This window comes from Marinobacter shunpengi (assembly GCF_045449715.1).
Classification (GTDB): Bacteria; Pseudomonadota; Gammaproteobacteria; order Pseudomonadales; family Oleiphilaceae; genus Marinobacter.
Window position 1 is genome coordinate 19,990 of record NZ_JBJJLA010000009.1, and the last position, 23,115, is coordinate 43,104.

The following is a 23,115-nucleotide window of genomic DNA, read 5'->3' on the forward strand; positions in this document are numbered from 1 at the left end:
CGGGCGCTTAAGCAGTCAGGCCAACGCAAAAAATCCAACATCCTGTTAAGCCTCGTGCGGAGGGCTTCCAATGGAAAACAGTGTATTTCATTTACAGTACGCGATAGACACCTTTTATTTCCTGGTGTGCGGCGCATTAGTCATGTGGATGGCAGCAGGCTTTGCCATGCTGGAATCCGGTCTGGTTCGCGCCAAGAACACCACCGAAATCCTCACCAAGAACGTGGCCCTGTTCGCAGTGGCCTGCACCATGTACATGATCTGCGGTTACGCCATCATGTACGATGGCAGCATCTTCCTCAGCGGCATGGGCAGCGTTGACGTCGGCGGCGTGATGGGCGAATTCGCCGAGCGCGGTGACTTCGAAGGCGGCTCCATCTACTCCGGTGCGTCCGACTTCTTCTTCCAGGTCGTGTTCGTGGCCACCGCCATGTCCATCGTCTCCGGTGCCGTGGCCGAGCGCATGAAGCTCTGGGCCTTCCTGATCTTCGCCGTGGTCATGACCGGCGTTATCTACCCGCTGGAAGGCTCCTGGACCTGGGGCAGTGCCGATGTGTTCGGCATGTACAACCTGGGTGACCTGGGCTTCTCCGACTTTGCCGGCTCCGGCATCGTGCACATGGCCGGTGCGGCCGCCGCCCTTGCTGGCGTGATCCTGCTGGGTGCCCGTAAGGGCAAGTACGGCCCCAACGGCGAGATCCGCGCCTTCCCGGGTGCCAACATGCCGCTGGCCGCCCTGGGTACCTTCATCCTGTGGCTGGGCTGGTTCGGCTTCAACGGCGGTTCCGTGCTGAAGCTGGGTGACGTGGCCAGTGCCCACTCCGTGGCCATGGTGTTCCTGAACACCAATGCCGCTGCCGCCGGTGGCGCCATCGCCGCCCTGATCACCGCCCGCGTGATGTTCGGCAAGGCCGACCTGACCATGCTGCTCAACGGCGCCATCGCCGGCCTGGTGGTAATCACCGCCGAGCCGTCCACGCCAAGCGCACTGGTCGCCACCATCTGGGGTGTACTGGGTGGTATCCTGGTGGTACTGAGCATCGTCACCCTGGACAAGCTGCGCATCGACGATCCCGTCGGCGCCATCTCCGCCCACGGTGTGTGTGGCCTGCTGGGTCTGCTGCTGGTGCCGGTCACCAACGACGGTGCTTCCTTCAGCGGCCAGGTTATCGGTGCCATCACCATCTTCGTCTGGGTCTTCGTGGCCAGCCTGGTGGTCTGGGGTATCCTCAAGGCCGTCATGGGTATCCGCGTCACCGAAGAGGAAGAGTACGAAGGTGTCGACCTGTCCGAGTGCGGCATGGAAGCTTATCCGGAGTTCGTTTCCGGAAAGCAGTAAGATCGCACGATCGGCCGGATCCCCTCTCCGGGGATCCAACCAGAAAGGGCAGCCCTCGGGCTGCCCTTTTCTGTCTGCGGCCTTGTCCGCTGATGCTGACCGCCGGAATCAGCCCTCGGCAGGCCTGACCGGATCTTCCAGGGCTTCCAGCATGAACTGGGGCATGGCCAGGGCACCGCGATGGACACCCTCGTTGTAATAGCGGGTCACGAACGGACGGTCAGCAGCGTCTTCCTCCCGGAAATAGCTGGTATGCACATCCTTGCCCCCCATGGTGCAGCTCCACCAGCCGGTGGGGTACACCGGTTGCGGGAACGGCAGGGTCTGGACGTGGTCGAACCCGGCCTTTTTCATGTCCTGGTGAATGTCACGGATGATGCTGTCGGTATGCAGCAGAGGTGATTCGCTCTGTTGCACGACGATGCCTCCGTCCCTCAGGGCGATCATGCAGTCCCGGTAGAAATCCAGGGCAAACAGGCCCTCCGCCGGTCCCACCGGGTCGGTGCTGTCGACAATGATCACATCCACGCTGCCCGGCGGCTGGTCGCGCATCCACTGGATGCCGTCGCCGAAGAAGAAGTTGGCCCGTGGATCGCGGTTCGACTCACACAGCTCCGGAAAATACTTCTCGGACATCTGTGTCACACGCTCATCGATTTCCACCTGCCAGGCTTCCTCCACACCGGGATGCTTGAGCACTTCCTTCAGGGTGCCACAATCGCCACCGCCGATAATCACCACCTTCTTCGGGTTCCGGTGGGTGAAGAGCGCAGGATGGGTCATCATCTCGTGGTAGAGAAAATTGTCACGGCTGGTGAGCATCACACAGCCATCCAGCACCATCAGGTTGCCGAAGGTTTCGGTCTCCCAGATCTCCAGCTTCTGGTAGGGAGTCTGCTCCTCATGGAGCTTGCGCTTCACCTGCAGGGAAAACGCGGTTCCCTGGTCCTGGAAGACTTCGGTAAACCAGTTGTTATCGAGTGTACTCATCCCATACCTCCAATTGTTACGGCTCCGGATGCCTGTTGCCTGGCCTGTTAACCGACGGCTCCGGCTGTCATGCCGCCATTGTATGGGCAGTTGCCGGCAGGCCAAAGCACTGGCTTGAGAAACCTGTGCCGATTGGCCATTGTGCGCTGGTCCAGCACGGGCCAGACGCCTACAATGGGCTCGCCGGACGCCGGCACCGGACGACTTATGGAGTTCAGTATGGCCACCAAAACCACCGCCAGCCAGGTCTACAACATTCCCCACTGGAGCGACGGCTACATCGACGTCAGTACCGACGGCGAAGTGCTGATCCAGCCCCACCGCCAGGCCCGGGGTGCACGCATCCGACTGCCGGAACTGGTCAGCCGGATCACCGCTGGCGGCATTGCGCTGCCGGTACTGATCCGCTTCACCGATATCCTCCACGACCGGGTAAACAGCCTGTGTCAGGCCTTCAACGAGGTGGCCACGGAACATGGCTACGGCGGCCGCTATACCGCCGTCTACCCTATCAAGGTAAACCAGCAGCGGGGCGTGGTGGAGGAACTGCTGCGGGCGGAACCCGCGGCCAGCAACGGCCAGATCGGCCTGGAAGCGGGCAGCAAGCCGGAACTGATGGCGGTACTGGCCCTGTCGTCACCGGGGGCGGTCATCGTCTGCAATGGTTACAAGGACCGGGAATACGTACGCACGGCCCTGATCGGCCAGAAGCTGGGCCACCGGGTGTTTATCGTGGTGGAGAAACCCTCGGAGCTGAAGCTGATCCTTGAGGAATCCGAGCGCCTGCGGGTCAGACCGCTGATCGGCGTCCGCGCCCGGCTGGCCACCATCGGCAAGGGCAACTGGCAGAACACCGGCGGCGAGAAGTCCAAGTTCGGCCTGTCCGCCGGGCAGGTGCTGGACGTGGTAGAAAGGCTGCGAGCCGCCAATGCCCTCGACACCCTGCAACTGCTGCACTTCCACCTGGGCTCGCAGATCGCCAACATCCGCGATATCCAGACCGGCCTGCGGGAATGTGCACGCTTCTACAGCGAACTGCGACAACTCGGTGCTCCGGTGGACACCGTGGATATCGGTGGTGGCCTGGGGGTGGACTACGAAGGCACCCGCTCCCGTAGCAGTTGTTCCATGAATTACAGCATGCGGGAATACGCCTGGAACGTGATCCACACCCTGCAGGGGGAGTGCGACCGGGCCGGTGTGCCCCACCCGGACCTGATCAGCGAATCCGGCCGGGCCCTCACCGCCCACCACGCGGTGCTGGTCACCAACGTGATCGACCGGGACCAGCCGGAATCCCGGACGCCAACGCCCCCCGCCGACGATGCCCCCGCCCCCCTGCTTGACCTGTGGCGGGACTACCGGCACCTGGTGGACGACGACAGTCCCCGTTCCCGGATCGAGATCTACCACGATCTGCTCCATGCCATGGGCGATGTCCATGCCCAGTTTGCCCACGGCGTACTGTCCCTGGCCCACCGGGCCGAGGCAGAGCGCATCTACACCGCCGGCTGCCGGCTGCTCCAGCAGCAGTTGGACGGTGCCAATCGGGCCCATCGGGAGATCCTGGATGAACTCAACGAGAAGCTGGCGGAGAAGCTGTTCGTGAACTTTTCCCTGTTCCAGTCGCTGCCGGACATCTGGGGCATTGACCAGATCTTCCCGGTATTGCCCATCAGTGGGCTGGACCGGGCCGTTACCCGTCGCGCGGTGATCCAGGACATCACCTGTGATTCCGATGGGCGCATCGATCGCTACGTGGATGGTCAGGGGGTGGAAGCCACGTTGCCGCTGCCGGAACAGGACGACAACCAGCCACTGCTGATCGGTTTCTTCATGACCGGGGCCTACCAGGAGATCCTGGGTGACATGCACAACCTGTTCGGCGACACCCATTCGGTGGATGTGCGCCTGGACGGGAACGACCGGTACGACATCAGCCAGCCCACCGAGGGCGACACCGTGGCGGATATCCTGCGTTATGTGAACTTCGACCCCCAGGCCCTGCTGGCAGCCTACCGGGCCCGCTTCGCCGCCAGCGGCCTGGCGCCGGATGACCAGGCTCCCCTGCTGGCAGAGCTGGAAGCGGGCCTGGGGGGCTACACCTACCTGGAGGAATAAGGCCGCGCAGGCCACCCCTGGAAGAATTCCGCCGACATCATGATCCGGTTCCGGCGCCCGGGCGTATATCCCGCGACTGACAATCGCTGGACGAGTGCTACAATCATGATGAAAAACACCTCAGCCCAGGCTGCTGTCAAGGAGCGCCCGGTGACCACACTGGACCAGAAACCTTCCCGGGCAGAGCGTCGCCGGGATCCCTGGAGCCAGCTGCTCGAGAAGGTCGGCAAGCACGGGGACCGTCAGGCATATCACGCCCTGTTCGAGCACTTTGCCCCCCAGATCAAGTACTACGCCATGGCCAATGGTCTGTCGAGCCATGCCGAGGAACTGGTGCAGGAAGTGTTTGTGTCCATCTGGCGCCGGTCCTGCCTGTACGACTGGCGCAAGGCGGCGGCGTCCACCTGGATCTTCACTATCGCCCGGAACCAGCGTATCGACATGCTTCGCAAGATGCGGCGCACCAGCGTGGAAATGCCCGTGGAAACCGAGGATCTGTGGCAGATTCCCGGCGACAATGAGGACGAACCGGTCACCTCGCTTCATCGCCTGATGTCCGAGCGTCGGGTCCGGGAATCGCTCCGGCACCTGCCCGAGGAGCAGATCACCGTCATCGCCAAGGTCTACATGGAGCACAAGTCCCACCAGATGGTGGCCGATGAACTGGATATCCCCCTGGGCACCGTCAAGAGTCGCGTCAGACTGGCGCTGAACAAGCTCAAGGTAATTCTGCAGGACCAGAACGTATGACCCACCACCACCCCGACAGCCTGATGTTGATGGAATACAGCGCAGGCAACCTGAGTGAGCCCCATGCCCTGTGCATCCGGCTTCACCTGGACCAGTGCCCCCACTGCCGAAGCCGCGTGGATGCCCTGGACAGCCTCGGGGCAGTGATGATGGAGCAGCAGTCCCACGTGGCGGTTGCCGAGGCCACCTTCGATAGCATCATGGCCCGCATCGACGGCGAGCCCGAGCCCCGACCGGTATCCCGCACCCCCCGCCGCTCCGCGCTGAGCAAGCTGCTGGGCGACGACCTGAACAGCCTGCCCTGGAAACGACAGCTCCGGGACGTGAGCGTGCTCGACATTACCGACCGCTTCCCGGGCCAGGATGACCAGGTGATCCTGCAAAAGCTGTGTGCCGGCGGCAAGGCCCCGGTCCACACCCATCGCGGCGAGGAAACTACGGTGGTACTCCAGGGCGCCTTTGCCGACAATCGGGGCGTGTTCAGCCAGTGGGATTTCGTGGTGCTGGGGCAGGAAGACGAGCACAAGCCCGTGGCCCTGGAAGGGGATGACTGCATTACCCTGTCGGTACTGACCGCTCCCCTCAAGCTGACAGGCACCTTCGGTCGCCTGCTGAACCCCTTTATTCGCTAGTGTGCCGTGCGGCACACTGGGCTGCCAGACTGGCCCTGACACCCCGGGGCCAGCCCTCCTCCGTGAAATCCCCGGTAGTTCAGGTCGTCTCATGCTGTAGAATACGCGTTTTTAAGCAACGGTTGAGCCGGCATTTTTCCATGAGCAGTGACGACTACAGCTTCCGTTTCGGCGGCATCCAGCGCCTCTACGGCCAACGGGCTAGCGAGGCCCTGCGGCGGGCCCATATCGCCGTGGCCGGGCTTGGTGGCGTTGGTTCCTGGGCCGCCGAGGCCCTGGCCCGCAGTGGCATCGGCACCATCACGCTGATCGATATGGACGATGTCTGCGTGTCCAACACCAACCGCCAGCTCCATGCCCTGGAAGGCCAGTATGGTCGCACCAAGACCGACGCCATGGCCGATCGCCTGCGGGCCATCAACCCCCAGGCGGATATCCGCGTTCACTTCGGGTTTGTCACCACCGGCAACGTTGACGAACTGATCACCCCTGACATGGACGGGGTGGTGGATGCCATCGACAGCGTCAAGTCGAAGGCGGCGCTGATTGCCCACTGCCAGCGCCGGAAGATTCCCCTGGTGGTGGCTGGCGGGGCCGGTGGCCAGATTGACCCGACGCAGATTCAGGTGGCCGACCTCAGCCGTACCACCCAGGACCCGCTACTGGCCAAGATCCGCAACCTGTTACGGCGGGAGTATGGTTTCTCCCGTAACCCCAAACGGCGGTTCGGGGTGGAGGCGGTCTATTCCACGGAGCAGTTGATCTACCCCACGGCGGATGGCGGTGTCTGCCACCAGAAGCCGGATACCGGCGGACCGGTGCGGCTGGACTGCGCCACAGGGTTCGGAGCCTCGTCGCCGGTGACCGCCAGCTTCGGGTTCATTGCCGCGTCGCGCCTGATCAACCGCATTGCCCGCAAGGCCAGCGCCGCCAACGGCTGATCCGGGACAGCGGCGACTCAGTCTTCCCGAAGGTCCAGCACCAGCTTGCCGCGAACGTGGCCGCCTTCCAGCAGCCGGTGGGCCGCCGCTGCATCCGACAGCGGGAACACACCGTCCACATGGACTCTGACGTCACCGTCCTCGATCAGCTCCAGGATTTCCTCAAGCTGGAACACATCGGGCCGTACGGTCATGCCGTGGGCCTTCAGGCCCATCCGCTCCGCCTCACTGACGATCTCGTCCGCGGTTACCGTGGGGATGGTGACCAGCACGCCGTGCTCGCTGAGGGTATGCAGGGAACGCTTGCCGGTGTCGCCGCCCACCAGGTCCAGCACCAGGTCCAGGCCGTAGCACTCATCCGCGAAATCCTCCTGGTGGTAGTCGATCACCTCGTGCACGCCCAGACCGGCCAGAAAGTCCCGGTTGTCCGCGGACGCCGTGGCAATAACATGGGCACCACGTTCCAGGGCAAACTGGACCGCCAGGTGGCCGACCCCGCCGGCGCCGGCGTGTATCAGCACCTTCTGGCCGGGTTCCAGCTCGCCCACATCGAACAGCGCCTGCCAGGCCGTCAGGCCCGCCAGGGGGAGCCCGGCGGCCGGAAGCAGCTCCAGTTCCTCCGGCACAATGGCCAGGTCCGCCGACGGAACCACCAGGAACTGGGCGCAGGCTCCGCCGCTGGTGGGGAATCCGACCATCCCCATGACCCGGTCGCCGGGCACCAGGGTGGCCACTTTCTCCCCCACCGCGATCACCTCACCGGCCATGTCGTAACCCGGCGTCCAGGGCAACCGGTTTTCGATCTGGCGGGCGGCGAAACCCAGGCCCCGACGGGTCTTCCAGTCGATGGGGTTGAGGCCGGCGGCCACCACCCGCACCAGTACGTCCTCCGGCCCGGGTTCCGGCACCGGGGCGTCCTCCACCGTCAGCACATCGGGTTCACCAAACTGGTGGTAAACCAGGTGTTTCATGGTCGTGACTGCTCGTGGATCCATGACTGCCTCCCAACCGGTAACCCGGAGCAAAATAACTGCCCGGCCAGGACCGGGGCTCGAGCCTCCCTTTGCGGACGGCCCTGACATTTCAGGTTAGCAGAAACCCATTCAACCAGCGTCCCCTGCAAAGGTATAACCCCCGTCCACCCGGATACGCTGGAATATCTCGGCGTATTCCGGCGGCACCCGCGACGGCCGCTGCGATGCCATGTTCACACAGGCATGGGTGGACACCGCCCGCACCAGGGTCTTGCCGTCCGCCGGGCGGATCAGCTGGAACTGCCGGGCCGAGCGGATGCGGCCATCGAAATCCGTGAACCAGGTGCCCAGCACCAGATGGTCACCGGCATTGGCGGACGCCAGGTAGTCGATCTCGGTACGGGTGATGGCCATGGCCTTGCCAGTCTGCTCATGCAGGGCCCAGGTCATGCCCTCGCTGTCGATGTGCGCCCAGCTGATGTCCTCCAGCCAGCGCACATACACCACGTTGTTGGCGTGGCCAAGGCGGTCGGTATCATCATCGCTGACATGGATGTCCAGGGTGAAGGGGTTGGGCAGGTCCCAGGCCAGGTCGGCCCCCTTGTCGTCTTTCATGGATCGGTTGCTCCTTCAGTTCAGTCGTTGGCTGCGGACGGTTCGGCTTCTTCCAGGCCCGGCACGGCGGACAGGGGCAACCGACCGAGACGGTTGCTGTACAGGCTGCCGAAGAACAGCTCATGGTCATGCACCCGGGCGGAAGTAAGACCCCAGAGGTAATCCCCGCGGGTATCCTGCAGGCTGGTGATCACCTCGCCGTTTCCATCCAGGGCCAGCACCAGGCCGTACCGGCCGGGGCCCGGGCGCAGGGATTCGGGAAGGCGGGCCACCACATCCTTCAGCCAGGGCTGGTGATGCAGGAGATCCAGCGTCGCCCGCCGGCGTGCGGGCAGGGCCACCCAGTAGCGGCCCCGGCCATCCACATCCAGGTTATCGGGAAACCCCGGCAGGTTGTCGGCAAAGACCTCCGCTTGGCCCTGCTCCGGCCCGGTCAGCCAATAACGCAGTAATCGGTAGCGGGGCGTTTCCGCCACCAGCAGGTAATCGTTGTCGGGGGAGACGACCACTCCATTGGCAAAATAGAGGTTGCGCAACAATACCCGGGTCTGCCCGGTCCGCGGATGGTAGGAGAGCAAACGGCCATTGGGCCGCATGGCCAGCAGGTCAAGCTGGTGGTTGGCCAGGGAGTGCCTTGAGCTGGCATCGGTGAAGTAGATCACCCCGTCTGCCGCCACGTCCACACCGTCGGTCAGGCGGAACGGCAGGCCCTCCGCCTCCCGGGTCAACACCCGCACCTCGCCGGCGGGAGACACCTCCAGCAGCCCCCGCCTGGCGTCCGCCACGATCAGGTTGCCCTGCTTGTCGAAGACCAGCCCCAGCGGACGGCCACCGGTGTCCACCCAGCGTTCCGGCTCGCCGCTGCCGCCATCCGCCATCCGCATGATCCAGCCATCACTGGTTCCGGTGTAGAGCCGGCCCTGCTCGTCCATGGCGGTATCCTCGGGATTTTCCAGGTGTCCCCTGGCCAGGATATCCGACAGCTTCAGACGCTCATTGGGGGACAGCGCCCCCGTCATGGCCGGGGCCGAAGGCGGCTGCCAGCCCTGGCTCTCAATGGGTGACGGACTCAGCAGGAAACCGCCAAGGACGACAAAAGTGATCAGCAACAGTATCAGCAGCCATTTCATGGAACGGTTCCTGTACCGGTGAACATGGCGATGCAGTCAGGCTGTCAGGAAATCCCGGCACCGGCGGGCGAACTCATCCGGCTTCTCCGCATGCAGCCAGTGACCGGTGCCCTCGATCTCCTCAACGCGGGCGGTCGGAAACAGGGTATCGATGCGCTCCCGGTGCTTGCGCTGGATATAGGCCGACTCCGCCCCCTTGATAAACAGCACCGGTCCCTCGAACGGGCCTTCCCCCTCCGGGGCATCCGCCAGGTTCTGGTAGCAGGCGTCGATGACCGGCAGATTCAGGCGCCAGCGGAACGTGTCCGGGTTATCGGCTTTCTCTTCCGCAGAGACCCGCACCAGATTCTTCAGCAGGAACATGCGGACTTCCGGAACCTCCACGTACTCCTGCAATGCCTGGTCGGCGTCGCTCCGGGACTTGACCGAGGACAGGTCAAGATTCTTCATGCCCTCCAGGATGGCATCGTGACGGGGATGGTAAGTGACCGGGGCAATGTCGGCTACAATCAGGCGCTTCACCCGCTCCGGGTACGTCAGGGCCACCTGCATGGCGGTCTTGCCGCCCATGGAGTGCCCCAGCAGGCAGGCCCTGTCGATACCCTGCTCATCCAGATAGGCCACTACGTCCTCCGCCATGGCCGGGTAATCCATGGTGTCGGTATGGGCTGAACGGCCATGGTTACGCAAGTCCAGCCCGTGCACCTGCCATCCGTCCTGGAGTCTCTGGTTGACGCCCCCCAGGTTCTCCAGGGAACCGAACAGCCCGTGGAGCAATACCAGTGGCTCGCCTTCGCCGGTGATCCGATGGTGTAGCCTGACGCTCATTGATACCTCTTTCTGCTTCTGGAAGACGCCTGCGTGACTTTCTGCCGGGCAGGCTCACAGTTTGCTCAGTCTCACAATTTGCTATTGTTGCAGGGTCTGTTTGCAAGAGTACAGTACATGCTGGATTTTTCACTGCTGGCCATTGTGGTTACAGCGCTCTACGGCGTGGCCCTGATCTGTGTCTACCGCACGCTTCTCAGCTACCGGACCGCCCAGGGCGCCATCGCGTGGATCATCAGCCTGATCGGCATGCCCTGGATTGCCGTTCCCCTGTACCTGCTGTTCGGCCGCAACCGTTTCTCGGGCTACGTGCGGGCCAGACGGCTGAACGACCGTACCCTGGAGCCCCTGCTCACCCGCTACGAGCAGCAGGCCGAGGGGGTGCCCTACCCGGTGGACTATCCCGGCAACGCGGATGAACTGGGCGTGTTGTGCAAGCTTGGCAGACAACCGTTTACCGGTGGCAATTACTGCACCCTGCTGCGCAATGGCTCCGCCACCTTCGAGGCACTGTTTGATGCCATGGAGAACGCTACGGAATACATCCTGCTGGAGTTCTACATTGTCCGTTCCGACCGCGTGGGGGAACGCATCCTCAGCATCCTCCGGCGCAAGCTGGCCCAGGGCGTCCGGGTCTACTTCCTTTACGACGACATCGGCAGCCTGTCCCTGCCCGGCCGCTACCTCAACGCCCTGAAGAGCGCCGGGGCCCACGTGATCTCCTTCGGCAACGGCAATGTGCGCCGGCGTCGGTTGCAGATCAATTTCCGCAACCACCGCAAAATCCTGGTTTGCGACGGTCGGGTGGGTTTCGTGGGCGGCATCAACCTGGGTGACGAGTACCTGGGCAAGGACCATCACCAGGAAACCTGGCGGGATACCCACTGCCGCATCATGGGCCCGGCGGTGCTGGGCCTGCAATTGGCCTGGCTGGAGGACTGGAACTGGGCCGCCGAGGAGAACCCGACGCTGAGCTGGCAGCCTCACCGGGCCAGCGATAGCGATCAGCAGGTGCTGGTGCTGCCCAGCAGTCCGGCAGACCTGTGGGAAACCTGCACCCTGTTCTTCCTCAACTGCATCAACAACGCCCGGGAACGGATCTGGATTGCCTCGCCCTACTTCGTGCCGGATTTCCAGGTGATGAATGCCCTGCAACTGGCGGCCATGCGCGGCGTGGACGTGCGCATCCTGATCCCCGAGAAGTCCGATCACATCCTGATCGGCCTGGCCGCCTACTCCTACCTGGTAAGCGCCAACGAGTGCGGCATCCGCATCTGCCAGTACCTGCCAGGCTTCATGCACCAGAAGGTGGTGCTGGTGGACAATCGCTACGCGGCAGTGGGAACGGCGAACCTGGACAACCGGTCCATGCGACTGAACTTCGAGATCACGGCCCTGTCCACCGCACCCGATTTCGTGGCCGAGGTGGAAGCCATGCTGGAGGCGGACCTGGCAAACAGCCGGGTGCTGCAACGGGCCGACTATGAGGACCGCTCCCTGCTGTTCCGGCTGGCCTGCCGGTCAGTGCGGCTGATGGCGCCCCTGCTGTAGCGGGGCCGGGGCCCGACGGACCGTGATCAGTCAAACAACTGCTGCAGCGAATACCCCACGTTCAGGTAGATGCCCCAGCGGTCATCGTTGTTGTAAGCCAGGGCCGCCTGGATCGGACCGATCACCGTGTCCATGCCGGCCAGTATGGTGCCGGAGGTAAGCAGGTCGTCCCGCTCGGCGTCACCAATATCCTCCCAGGCGTTGCCAGCCTCGACACCCGCCCCGAGGAAGAAGGGCACGATGGGACCGCCGAACTTGTGGTACGCCACCGCCGAGCCAATGACCGCATCCTGGCCAGTCACCTCACCCTGGCCATAGGCCGACAGGCGACGGAAGCCGCCCAGCACCACACTGTTCTCGATACCTGCCTCACCCCGGGTCACAACACTGGCAAAGAACTCCCCCGACACGACCCAGTCACCACGGCTACCGGCACTGGCCAGTCTCAGTACCGCCTGATCAAAATCACGGTCCGCCCCCAGGCCCGGACGCTCGAAACGACCCCGGAGTCCAGCGAAGGAGCCACTTTCCGGCAGGAAGGGGTCGTCCAGGGAGTCGTACACGTAACGCAGGTTCCAGCTCCCCTGGTCAATACGGTCGCCGGTGGCCTGGCTGTCGCCGACACGATCATCCACCCGGGCATAGCCCCGCTCCACGGTGAAGCGTATTTCCGCGTTGCTACCCAGATCGGCCCCCAGAGCCAGATCCACCTGCCGGCTGGACACATCCACCTCCGCCTTCCGGTCACCGTCCTGGTCGAACACACTGTATCGATCCTTCTCATACTCGGCGCCCGCCACCAGGAACCGGTGATAGCCGTAGTCCAGCGGCTGGAACCATTCCGTCCTCACCCAGGGCTGGGTACCCAGTTGCAGGCCGGTCTGCCATTCCCCGCCAAGGCGGTTAAGCTCGGTCATGCGCAGGGAGGCCGCCACATTGAACCGGGTATCACTCTCGAAATTTTCCTCATAGCCCAGACCGAAACTCAGGTAGTTCGGCCCCCAGCTCTTCTCCCGCACCAGGATTTCCAGCACGGTGCCCTCATCCCCCGGGCTGAGGCTGTAACTGACGGTTTCGTAATAGCCCAGGCCATAGATCCACTTCAGATCTTCCTCAAGCTTCTGCTGGTCCAGGGGCTCTCCGGTTTTCTGACGAATCCGGTCGCGCAGGAAACGGTCGGACAGTCTGCTGTCCTGACGGATCACCACCTGGCTGATCACCCCCGGCTGGAAACTGCGCTCGGTGCGCAGGGCGGCCTCATTACGCCAGCGTTCCTCGCCTACCGACAATCTGTTGAGGGCTGAAGACTGGTCACGGGCGGCAGTTGCCCCCAGTTCCATCAACAGGGGCACCTGGAAGAAATCCGCCGACCCCAGACCGGTCAGGTCAGGGCTGATCAGCACATCATCCGGGGTCAGGGAGGCCAGTTGCTCTTCCACGCTGCGGCGGGTCATGAGGGTGGTCAATTGCCTGACCACGGAAAAGGCCTGGTTCAGGGACTGCCCCTCCCCCGGTTTGTCCGAGATGTCCACCACGATCACCACCTCAGCCCCCATTTCCCGGGCCACGCTGACGGGCAGGTTGTTGGCTACACCACCGTCAACCAGCAGGCGGCCATCATGGCGGACCGGGGCATAGACGCCGGGAATGCTCATGCTGGCGCGAATGGCCTCGGCCAGGCTGCCGTCGGACAGCACCACCTCCTCACCGGTCTCCAGATCGGTGGCGACAGCACGAAACGGAATGGGAAGCTGGTCGAAGCTCCGCACCAGTGCGGCATCCTCGGTCAGTTCATTGAGGATGAAACCCAGATTCTGACCGGAAATCAGGCCTCGCCCCACCCGGAACCCGTCCAGCCCCACTCCCAGCCCGGGACGGATGGGAAAGCGCCAGTTGTCCTCCTTGCGACGCACCGGTTCGTACCGGCGCCCCGGGTTATCCCGGAAGCTGGACACCCAGTCCATCTCCAGCAACCGATCCTCGATTTCCGTCACCGTCATGCCCTGGGCATAGAGGGCACCCACGGCCGCCCCGGCGCTGGTGCCCACCACCATATCCACTGGCACCCGGATTTCCTCCAGCACCCGCAATACCCCGACATGGGCAAGGCCCTTGGCCCCGCCACCACTGAGCACCAGCCCCACCAACGGCCTGTCCTTATCCTGCGGCGTGGTGGGCAAGGCAGCCTCCTGGGCGACCACGGGGACAACAGCGGAGATGGCCAGCATGGCAAGGCCGGCGAACAACAGACGGACGAGGTGGGGCACAATGTCACTCCCTGATAATGGTCCTGTTCCGGGACAACCTGGGGGTCTGCGCGGTAGCAATCTTACCGCTGCGATCGCCTGGCGAGATTTCTACCGCGCAGACTCCTAGTCGGCGGAGTCCCTGTCGTCCGGATCCTCGGCCAGCGACAGATGGCTGACATCCGGTACCACCGGTGGCGGGATTTCCCGCTTGACGCCCAGGTCCGTCCCGGCCGGGGCAATACTCCACTCATCCAGGTGCTCGAACATCGGTTCCGGGTCGTGCCGCTCCTCGCTGAGACGGGTGCCGGCGGGCTCCAGGCCAAGGCTGGAGCCTGACAGGAGGGTATCCACCCGGTCGCCCGCCACCGGCAGACGATCACCGGGTTCCACCTGTGGCCCCGGGCCAGACGCGGCGGGTTCACCGGAGGCGGTTTCAGCGGGCTTTGCCGAAGGCTCGCCCGCGCTCACCCTCTCTGGGGCAGGCGATGGTGACGGCGGTGGACTGACCGGTTTGCTGTCCGCCATGGGCTCCACATAGGCAACCATACCGTGTCGGGCCAGCACGGTGCGGTATTTCTCGGCCTGATCCTCTTCCAGCCGGTTGCGGATCACCACCGGGCGTCCGCTGAACATGCGGTCCACCTGCTCAACGGACGCCTTGAACAGTGCACGCGCATTGTTGCGGGCGGTTTCGACGTCGGTGCCGGGCTGGCACTCGCCCCGGAAAATCAACTGAAACATGTCCTGATCCTTACGGTTGCCCTTTGTCCGCCCGTACACCATGACGGATGCGGTTTCTTGATGTAGTTTAGGGAGCCTCTGAATAACTCCTTGCCTGCTCAGCGTGACCTGAAAGGTTCAGCTGTTGTGTTTTGTCGCGACGGTCAGGGTGGTTCCCTTTCCTAGCGGCAAAGCGCAGCAGATGGGCCTTTCAGGTCGCGCCCTCCGGGGCTTTCAGGCTGGCCCACACTCGTCGTTGCAATTTCTCGATGGGTGGACACACACCTTCGAAATCACGCCTAGATTGTGGGCCAGCCTGAAAGCCTGAGCAAGCAAGGAGTTATTCAGAGGCTCCCTGGCGCCCCGGGCCCGGAATTGGCACGTATCGCATGATCCAACCGGAACACTGGACGGCGCATTTGTGAAAAGTTGAAAAATGCGGCCTGTTTTGCCGATGCTTCCATACTTTTTCTGCGATAATTTTCGTAACAGAATGTAACAGGGAAGACTCCCTGCAGGAGATCCGGAATGGCTCACCATTCACTAAGCTATGCCGCAGGCCTGCTGATCGGCCTGACGCCACTGGCGGCCACGGCAGAGAATATCGACATGCTGATGAACCGGCTGTTTCCGCAGGATGAACTCACCTACATTGGTTTTGACAGTGTCGAGCGGGCCGATATTCCGGAGGCCTCCAACGTCGATCGCAAGTACCTGATCGTGGATTTCCGCAGCCGCCAGGATGCCAACCGCGAGACCCAGGTAGCCCGGGTCCACGAAATCTGCACCACCCTGCTGGGCAACCTGGACCTGATCCAGGACCTCACCCACCAGGGGTACGACATGGTGAGCGTGGCGTTCGACCGCGACTATCAGTACGACTGCCTGCCCTGACGCCGTCAGGCATCGCCCCCGTCGGACTGCGGCGCATTGCCCAGCAGTGAGGGGAAGGCTTCCAGCTCGCTGTTGATGGCATCCAGGTTGAAGGCGTCCACATCCGCCATCAGCTTTTCCGCATAACGGGTCACTGCCCGTGACCGATAGCGCTGGCCCCAGCTCAGTACCCGCGCCGCGAAATAACGCATCTGCTCCGGATCACCACTTTCCCGGACGGTACGCCACTCGTCACCGAAATCGTCCCGCAACTGTTCCTTGAGCCAGCTCCGCTCCTGCATGTCGAGGGTTTCTGTCATGGGCGCCTGGCGGGCCTGGGGCTGGTCTTCAGGCTCCTCCGCCATGGGGACCACCTGTACCTCAGGCAGCACCAGGGTGAAGGTGGAACCCTGTCCCTGGGTACTCTCGACGCTGAGCTCACCCCCCATCATGCGCGCCAGCTTACGGCTGATGGCCAGGCCCAGGCCGGTGCCACCGTACTTCCGGCTGCTCTGGCCCTCCTGCTGTTCGAAGGCATCGAAGATGCGCTCCCGCTGGTCGTCCGCGATACCGATACCAGTGTCGGTGACCGCAATGGTCAGGCGACAGAACTCCTGGTCATCCCGCTGCTCCATGGCGGACACGGTCGCCCGCAGGGTCACCCCGCCTTCATGGGTGAACTTGATGGCATTGCCCACGAGGTTGAACAGCACCTGCCGCAGTCGGGTCTCGTCCAGCACCATGCCCGTCGGCATATCCGGCGCCACGCTGACCTCCAGGCTGACATTGTGCTCCCGGGCCCGCAGATCGAAGATGTGCCGCACGTCCTGCAACATCCGGCGCAGGCTCACGGGACCGAACTCCAGGCGCATCTTGCCCGCCTCAATGCGGGACAGGTCGAGGATGTCGTTGATCAGCATCAGCAGGCTGCGACTGCTGGCACGGATCGCATCCAGGTAGTGGTTCTGGCGGGGATCGGTCACCGTCTTGCTGAGCAGGTCGCTGTAGCCGATCACCGCGTTCATGGGGGTCCGTATTTCGTGGGACATGTTGGCCAGGAACTCGCTCTTGGCCCGGTTGGCGCTATCCGCCTCCCGGGCCAGCCGCTCGGCCTCGAGCTTGGCGGCCCGCAGTTCGTCCTCGCTGCGCCGCAGGGCGTGTTCGGAGCGGATGCGCTCATCCACCTCCCGGGATAGCTTGCGGTTCCAGTAAAGGAAGATCAGCACCACGACCACCGCGATCAGCACCACCCGCTTGATGGCGGTATAGTCCCGGTCCTGCTCGATATCCAGATACACCCAGCGGTTGTAGATGGCGTCCTTCTCGGCGGTATCGATGTTGCCCAGCCCCTTGTTGAGGATGCGCACCAGGTCGCCCCGCTTGCGGTTCACCGCCATCCGGAACTCGTACTCATAGGGAGTGATGCTGGTGATTCGCAGGTTCGACAGCCCCAGCTTGGCCACGGTGTAGCTGACCCCGGGAATATGCGTGACCATCACATCCAGGTCACCGTTGGACAGGGCCAGCAGACCGTCCTGGACGGTATTGACCGGGAAGATGTTGAGGTCTGGATGGTTGATCAGCAGGTAGTCGTGGGCGGCGTGCTGGCTGACCACCCCCACCCGTTCCTGGCGGAGTTCCCGCAGGTCACCGATAAACCGGCCATCCTCACGGATGACCACTACGATGGGCAGGGTGAGGTAGGCCCTGGTGAACAGGAAATCCTCTTCCCGTCGGGGTGTGCGGGGCAACGCCGGGAGAATGTCGATGTCGCCATTGCGCAGCATCTTCTCAGCCGTGGCCCAGTCGGAGACGGAACGAGGCTGAACATCCGTCCCCAGGCTGGCCCCCAGCCTCTGCACCAGGTCCGGAACCAGCCCCCGGGGGCTGTTGTTCTCGGTAAACTCGAACGGAGGCCAGTTCTCCCGATAGGCCACCCGCAAGGGGCCGTGCTGACGCAGCCACTCCCTTTCGATGGAGCTTAGCGCCAGACCCTCCGAGGTATCCCGCTCCACCACCGGATCGGGCAACCAGGCGGAGCGGATCCCCCGGTGCTCATTATGGCTGATGGCCTCAATGGTGCTGTTCAGGACAGGAATCAGTTCGGCCCGTTCCTCCCTGACTTCCAGCACCACATCCACCGGATGTTCGTCCAGCAGGACAATCAGGCCAACGCCGTTGATCAGTGCCGACTGCAGGTAATCCGACACCACCGGCACCGGCCCCACAAAGGCGTCAGCCTGGCCCGACAGCACCATGCTGACCGCCTCGCTGATGGTGGCTACAGGCACCGGGGTGAAGTTGTCCACCGAGTCCAGCAGTGCGTACTGGTTGCTGTCCTTGCCCACCAGGGCCACCCGCCGGCGTTCGAGGTCCGCCAGGCGGCGGATACCGGCATCCCCGGGGTCGGCAAAGATGCCATAGGTAAGCTGCATGAATGGCTGCGTCCGCAGCCAGCCATCCTCCTGAGACTCCTCGGGCCGCCGCGTACTGACCCGCAGGTCCGGCTGGTCAGCGCCCTGTTCCTCCGTCACCACCCGCTCCGTACCCAGGGAGGTCACGTCAAGGTCAATGCGGAGCTTGGCGGCCATCAGGGTCAGATAGTCCACATAGGTGCCGGCCAGCCAGCCTTCCGCCGTCACGAAGGCCAGCGGGGTCTGTCCGGCCCGTACCCCCACTTCAATCTCATCAATGCTTTCCACCAGGGCCAGCTCATCGGCGCCCAGCACCGGCCAGGGCAAGGGTGTATCGGGCTCCGCCACCACATGGGGGATGGCCGGGAAAGTCAGTACCAGGGTCAGGAAAAGGGCCAGTCTCACTACAGTTCCAGCTCCCCGGCATACTCCACACGATTACGGCCATGGGTCTTGGCCTGGTAGAGGGCCTTGTCCGCCTCGTCGAAGATGAGATCGGGTTCGACGTTCTCTCGAAACCCGGAGAAGCCCGAGGACACGGTTACCCTGACCGGCTGACCCTGGAAGTGGAATGGCATGTCCGCCACATGGCGGCGGATTTCATTCAGCATGCCGGCAGCCTGTTCGGGTGAGGTTTCTGGCAGTATGGCGACGAACTCCTCACCACCGTAGCGTGCCAGAAAGTCCGTAGAGCGCAGACGTTCCTGGATCGCCTTGGCCACAAGCTGGAGCACCCGGTCCCCCGCCTTGTGGCCAAACGAGTCGTTTACTCGCTTGAAGTAGTCGATATCAATCATGGCCAGGGTAACCGGGCGGCCATACCGCTGCCAGCGCTGGTGTTCGAACCGGAGCCGCTCGTCCCAGGCCTCACGGTTGGGTAGCTGGGTCAGGATATCGGTAAGTGCCCGGGCCCGTTCCCGCTCGAGCTGCTCACGAACCTGGTCGCAATGGGTTTCCATAGCCACGACCTTCTCCCGCATGAGCATCATCTGCTCCGACACCTGCTGCTCCCGCCGATCCTCCTGGGTCCGGAACGCCTCCACGGTCCGGGCGATCCGCTCGATGTGACCTGACACGGATGTTCGCAATTCCGACAGGTCGGAGCTGGTTTCCAGGCTGCCCCCCAGTTCCGACAGTTCCGCCCGGAGAGCCCTCTCCAGCTCGGCGGCGGATGTCCGCCGTCCTTCAATAACGTCCGCATGGTCACTGAGATGGCCATGAAGTGAGGACAGCCGCTCATCGAGACGCTGCAGGAAACTCTGGAACTCCCGCTGGCTGTGGGTGACCACGGCAATCACCAGGTCCGCGGTTTCATCCAGGCTCTGGCGCAGCATGTCCCAATCATGGAGGTCGGACAGGCGTGATCTCAGGAGGACAGCCCGCTTATGGGTGTCCGGTGGCAGATCCACCTGCTGCATGATCCGCTCCATCAGTTCACCCACCCGACGGGCAATACGCAGGCGCTGCTCCCCGTCTCCCAGCACGGTGGTGAGGGGATCGTCTGCCCCGGTGTCCAGTTCGTGCCCTTCGTCCTCCGCCTTCGGCTTGTGACGGTCCGGCCCGGTATCCACCACTGCCTCGTCGCCACGCTTGAAAAGCCGGTCCAGCAACCCCCGCTCCCGGCCATTGCCCGGCGTCGGGTGGGCCAGGGCCTTCTCGGTTGCCGCGCAGAAACCCTCCAGCCAGGGAATCAGTTGCTGACGGGACAATCCACGAGGTCCCAGTTTCTTGCGCAGCCTTTTCAGGTCGGAACCAACCATCTGGAACAGGTCATTCCCCTCTACCGCCGACAGCAACTCGCCCAGGATCCGTCCTGCCTGGCGGGCATCCCCGGCCACCTGGTCATCCAGGCGCTCGAGCTCATCGTCCAGGCGCTCCTGGAAGTCCCGGAGGATGTCCAGGTCACGGTCCCGCCCCCGCAGGTACTGGCGCAGCTCCGACACCAGCGCATCCAGGCGCTCATCCTGGCCCTCCGAAGCCAGACTGGTACGGGCCAGCAGGCGTTCAATCAGATAGCGTAGCTCGGTTTCATCGGTGGCGGACATGGGCTGACCACCTGTTCTTGATGTCATATCCAATCCCGTTCTGCTGAATTCCGTCTCTCAATCAATACGCCCCGACCGGACCGCTTGAACCTGAAAACGTCATAAACCCCATGATCACTATAGCGAATCCCCGGGCCCGGAGCCCTTTTCCGGCACCTGGGCCTTCCGGCGCCTTGCCCGGGGGTGAGTATGGTCATAGACCCGGGCAAGGTGCTGGAAGTCCAGATGGGTATAGACCTGGGTAGTGGCGATATCGGCGTGCCCCAGCAGCTCCTGCACCGCCCGCAGGTCGCCACTGGACTCCAGAAGGTGGCTGGCAAAGGAATGTCGCAGCAGGTGTGGGTGCAGGTGCTGGTCCGCGCCACGGTGGAGCCCCCAGCGCGCCAACCGTTGCTGCACGCTACGGGCGCTGAGCCGCTGGCCCCGCCGACTGACAAACAGCGCGTTCTCGCCTGCGCCAGCCAGCGTCGGCCGTAGTGCCAGCCATTCCCTCAGGGCCTTACCCGCCTTGCGGCCTACCGGCAATACCCGCTCCCGGTTGCCCTTGCCCCGTACCCGCACCTCGCTGCTCCGCAGATCCAGGTGTAGCAGATCAAGACCGGTCAGCTCCGACAGCCGCAGGCCCGAAGAGTAGAACAGCTCGAACATGGCCAGGTCCCGGACTTCCAGCGGATCGTCTGGGGTGGCGTCCAGCAGGTGCCCCAGTTGATCGGCATCGGCCGCCACCGGTAACCGGCGACCGCTTTTTGGCGCCCTCACATCCAGGGCCGGATTGCTTCTGGCGCGGTTTTCCCGGATCAGGTAATCGTAGAAACGGCGAATGGCGGACAGTGCCCGCGCAATGCTGCGGCCCGAGAGGCCTTCCCGGTTGAGGGTGGCGGCATAGCGCCGTACATCCGCCACGGTCAGCATGGGCCACTGGTCGATGGGAGGTGACTGTTCAAAAGCCCAGTGCATCAGCCGTGTCAGGTCACGCTGGTAGCCCTGGCAGGTGTGGGGGGATTGGCGACGTTCGGTGGACAGGTGGTGGAGGAACGCAGCCACTCCCTCGGTCAGGCTGTCGGGCAGGGCCTGTCTGTCGGACTTATTGCGGCTCAAGATATCCTCCCGATCCTGTCCAGCCGACACCATGGCCGGCGCCCGACGCCACTAACCGGTTGGTCGTGCCGCCACCGGTGCCAGTCGCGTCAGCGGGATTCGGCCACCGCATCCAGTACCGGTTCCACCTGGCGATGGCGCTGCAACAGGGGCGGCAACAGCCGGCTCAGGGTGTCGCTGATATAGGACAGGAACAGCGACCCCATACTCTGGTCGAAGTAACCCGGCTGACAGCTCCCCACGGCAAAGACTCCAACCAGGCGATCCGTACGCAGGGGCACCAGCGCCACCGAGGCCACCGGCTCGTCGCGGCCGGGGAACAGGAAATTCCGGTCGGACTCGCGGAACTGGCCGCAGACCGCGCGTTCGCCGTCGAGCAGGGCCCCGAGCTGGCGGTTGGCATCCTCGTCGGAAACCACGTGCAGGGCGCCGGTGGTGCTGCCCGCCGGCAGGGAGCCTCCCACCAGCATCAGTGAGGCGGCGTCCAGGCCGAAGTCGCCGCGGATACTGTCGTCGATGGCGGAGGCCATCTCGGTGAGGTTGCGGGCTTCAATCACCTGCATCAGCAGACGTTTGCTCTTTTCAAACAGGCGATCGTTCTGGCGGGCGATGGAGACCAGCTCCACCAGTTCGTGGCGCAGGGTATCCCTCTGCTCCCGGTACAGGTGCACCTGTCGCTCCACCAGGGAAATGGCCCGCCCGCTGTCGTGGGGCAGGGTCAGGGCGCGCAGCAGCTCGTCCCGGCCGACAAAGAAATCCGGATTGTTCCGCAGGTAATCGGCCACCTGCTCGGCGGTCAAGGTTGCATCCACTGAAGGTTCCCCTGTTATTGCGACGGCCTTCTGCCGGGCCGTTGTGTGTCACGGCGATGTGTGTCACGGCGTCGTGTCACGGTTCCTGTGGTCGCCCGGCTCAGCGGTCCGCGGGCCGACGTTCCGGCTCGCGTGCGGAGGAATGACGGCGACCCCGGCGGCGATTTTCGCCAGGCAGGCGGATCTGGCCGTCAAAGACACGGGCGGTTGGTCCTTCCATCATAACAGGGGCCCCTTCCCCCTGCCATTCGATCACCAGGTCGCCCCCCGGGAGTGTGATCCTGACACGCTTGCCCAGCACCCCCCGCAATTGCCCGGCGACCACCGCGGCGCAGGCACCGGTGCCACAGGCCAGGGTCTCACCCGCGCCCCGCTCGTACACTCTCAGCCAGGCGCGGCCGGAGTCCAACACCTGCAGGAAGCCGATATTGGCCCGGGCCGGAAACCGTGGGTGCCGTTCCAGGGCCGGGCCCAGGGTCTCCACCGGCGCCGTGTCCACATCATCCACCAGCAGGACCCCGTGGGGGTTGCCCATGGATACTGCGGACAGCTCCAGGGTCTGGCCGCTCACCTCAACGGGGTAGACTGACTGGCGGGATTCCGCCGCAAAGGGGATGGCCGCCGGGTTCAGCTCCGGCACGCCCATATTGACAGTAACCCAGCCGTCCCGCCCCACACGCAGTTCGATCACCCCGGCGGCGGTCTGCACACGGATCACCCGGCGATTGGTCAGTCGCTGGTCCCGTACAAAACGGGCAAAGCAGCGGGCGCCGTTGCCGCACTGTTCCACCTCGGTGCCATCGGCATTGAAGATCCGATAGCGAAAATCCACGTCCGGCAACCCGGGCGGCTCCACCACCAGCAACTGGTCGAAACCGATGCCAAAGTTCCGGTCCGCCATTTTGCGGATCATCTCCGGGCTCAACCGGAACGGCTGGCTGATGGCATCCACCACCATGAAATCGTTGCCCAGGCCGTGCATCTTGGTGAATGACAGCGTCGGGCCCTGGCTGCGTGCTGGTCGACTCATCCC

19 protein-coding genes are annotated in these 23,115 nt (G+C 63.8%); 7 read left to right on the top strand and 12 right to left on the bottom strand.

From position 1 onward, the window contains the following. The first annotated feature begins 70 nt into the window (after positions 1 to 70). Entirely contained in the window at positions 71 to 1,339 is a 1,269-nt protein-coding gene (amtB, locus tag ACJO3T_RS03145; RefSeq protein ID WP_406966153.1) for an ammonium transporter AmtB, read from the top strand. A 108-nt stretch (positions 1,340 to 1,447) separates the two neighbouring features. Here the strand turns inward: amtB and speE are convergent, their stop codons facing one another. Further along, on the bottom strand, positions 1,448 to 2,329 hold the full coding sequence (gene speE, locus ACJO3T_RS03150; protein WP_406966152.1) for a polyamine aminopropyltransferase: 882 nt from the start codon (positions 2,327 to 2,329) through the stop codon (positions 1,448 to 1,450). 219 nt (positions 2,330 to 2,548) lie between these two features. Between speE and speA the strand changes: the two genes are divergently transcribed. From speA to tcdA, 4 genes are all read left to right on the top strand, one after another. After that, complete coding sequence (gene speA, locus ACJO3T_RS03155) at positions 2,549 to 4,450, top strand: biosynthetic arginine decarboxylase (RefSeq protein ID WP_406977742.1); 1,902 nt, start codon at positions 2,549 to 2,551, stop codon at positions 4,448 to 4,450. Positions 4,451 to 4,600: 150 nt separating this feature from the next. Next, complete coding sequence (locus ACJO3T_RS03160) at positions 4,601 to 5,200, top strand: sigma-70 family RNA polymerase sigma factor (protein WP_406966194.1); 600 nt, start codon at positions 4,601 to 4,603, stop codon at positions 5,198 to 5,200. After that, positions 5,197 to 5,832 (top strand): ChrR family anti-sigma-E factor, encoded by a 636-nt coding sequence (locus ACJO3T_RS03165; RefSeq protein WP_406977743.1) that lies wholly within the window; start codon positions 5,197 to 5,199, stop codon positions 5,830 to 5,832. Before ACJO3T_RS03160 ends, ACJO3T_RS03165 begins: the two co-directional genes overlap by 4 nt. Before the next feature lie 140 nt (positions 5,833 to 5,972). Beyond that, positions 5,973 to 6,773, top strand: a complete 801-nt coding sequence (tcdA, locus tag ACJO3T_RS03170) for a tRNA cyclic N6-threonylcarbamoyladenosine(37) synthase TcdA (protein ID WP_406966149.1) — start codon at positions 5,973 to 5,975, stop codon at positions 6,771 to 6,773. A gap of 17 nt (positions 6,774 to 6,790) precedes the next feature. Here the strand turns inward: tcdA and ACJO3T_RS03175 are convergent, their stop codons facing one another. From ACJO3T_RS03175 to ACJO3T_RS03190, 4 genes are all read right to left on the bottom strand, one after another. Continuing rightward, a complete protein-coding gene (locus tag ACJO3T_RS03175) occupies positions 6,791 to 7,768 on the bottom strand; it encodes an NADP-dependent oxidoreductase (RefSeq protein ID WP_406977744.1) in 978 nt (325 codons plus the stop codon). A gap of 108 nt (positions 7,769 to 7,876) precedes the next feature. Further along, positions 7,877 to 8,362 carry an acyl-CoA thioesterase gene (locus ACJO3T_RS03180; RefSeq protein WP_406966147.1) on the bottom strand — a complete coding sequence of 162 codons (486 nt, stop codon included), beginning with the start codon at positions 8,360 to 8,362 and terminating at the stop codon, positions 7,877 to 7,879. Between the two features lie 20 nt (positions 8,363 to 8,382). Beyond that, positions 8,383 to 9,492, bottom strand: coding sequence for an SMP-30/gluconolactonase/LRE family protein (locus tag ACJO3T_RS03185; RefSeq protein WP_406977745.1), 1,110 nt, complete (start codon positions 9,490 to 9,492; stop codon positions 8,383 to 8,385). A gap of 36 nt (positions 9,493 to 9,528) precedes the next feature. Continuing rightward, positions 9,529 to 10,320: an alpha/beta fold hydrolase gene (locus tag ACJO3T_RS03190; protein WP_406966145.1), complete on the bottom strand. Its 792-nt coding sequence runs from the start codon at positions 10,318 to 10,320 to the stop codon at positions 9,529 to 9,531. 117 nt (positions 10,321 to 10,437) lie between these two features. On the opposite strand from ACJO3T_RS03190, the gene cls reads away from it, so the two are divergent. Beyond that, complete coding sequence (cls, locus tag ACJO3T_RS03195; protein WP_406966144.1) at positions 10,438 to 11,871, top strand: cardiolipin synthase; 1,434 nt, start codon at positions 10,438 to 10,440, stop codon at positions 11,869 to 11,871. A gap of 26 nt (positions 11,872 to 11,897) precedes the next feature. Here cls and ACJO3T_RS03200 read toward each other — a convergent pair whose 3' ends face one another. Next, entirely contained in the window at positions 11,898 to 14,138 is a 2,241-nt protein-coding gene (locus ACJO3T_RS03200) for a patatin-like phospholipase family protein (RefSeq protein WP_406977746.1), read from the bottom strand. Positions 14,139 to 14,243: 105 nt separating this feature from the next. After that, on the bottom strand, positions 14,244 to 14,861 hold the full coding sequence (locus ACJO3T_RS03205) for a hypothetical protein (protein WP_406966142.1): 618 nt from the start codon (positions 14,859 to 14,861) through the stop codon (positions 14,244 to 14,246). Between the two features lie 507 nt (positions 14,862 to 15,368). Between ACJO3T_RS03205 and ACJO3T_RS03210 the strand changes: the two genes are divergently transcribed. After that, positions 15,369 to 15,734, top strand: a complete 366-nt coding sequence (locus ACJO3T_RS03210) for a hypothetical protein (protein ID WP_406966141.1) — start codon at positions 15,369 to 15,371, stop codon at positions 15,732 to 15,734. A 5-nt stretch (positions 15,735 to 15,739) separates the two neighbouring features. Here ACJO3T_RS03210 and ACJO3T_RS03215 read toward each other — a convergent pair whose 3' ends face one another. The 5 genes from ACJO3T_RS03215 to dapF all read right to left on the bottom strand — a co-directional run bounded on the left by ACJO3T_RS03215 (position 15,740) and on the right by dapF (position 23,112). After that, on the bottom strand, positions 15,740 to 18,532 hold the full coding sequence (locus tag ACJO3T_RS03215; RefSeq protein WP_406977747.1) for an ATP-binding protein: 2,793 nt from the start codon (positions 18,530 to 18,532) through the stop codon (positions 15,740 to 15,742). Next, on the bottom strand, positions 18,532 to 20,199 hold the full coding sequence (locus tag ACJO3T_RS03220) for a diguanylate cyclase (RefSeq protein ID WP_406977748.1): 1,668 nt from the start codon (positions 20,197 to 20,199) through the stop codon (positions 18,532 to 18,534). Before ACJO3T_RS03220 ends, ACJO3T_RS03215 begins: the two co-directional genes overlap by 1 nt. Positions 20,200 to 20,289: 90 nt before the next feature. Then, positions 20,290 to 21,270 (bottom strand): tyrosine recombinase XerC, encoded by a 981-nt coding sequence (xerC, locus tag ACJO3T_RS03225; RefSeq protein ID WP_406966137.1) that lies wholly within the window; start codon positions 21,268 to 21,270, stop codon positions 20,290 to 20,292. A gap of 89 nt (positions 21,271 to 21,359) precedes the next feature. Then, the gene (locus ACJO3T_RS03230; RefSeq protein WP_406966135.1) at positions 21,360 to 22,082 is read right to left on the bottom strand and encodes a DUF484 family protein; all 723 of its coding nucleotides are present in this window, start codon (positions 22,080 to 22,082) and stop codon (positions 21,360 to 21,362) included. 100 nt (positions 22,083 to 22,182) lie between these two features. Next, positions 22,183 to 23,112: a diaminopimelate epimerase gene (dapF, locus tag ACJO3T_RS03235; protein WP_406977749.1), complete on the bottom strand. Its 930-nt coding sequence runs from the start codon at positions 23,110 to 23,112 to the stop codon at positions 22,183 to 22,185. Between the last annotated feature and the right edge of the window lie 3 nt (positions 23,113 to 23,115).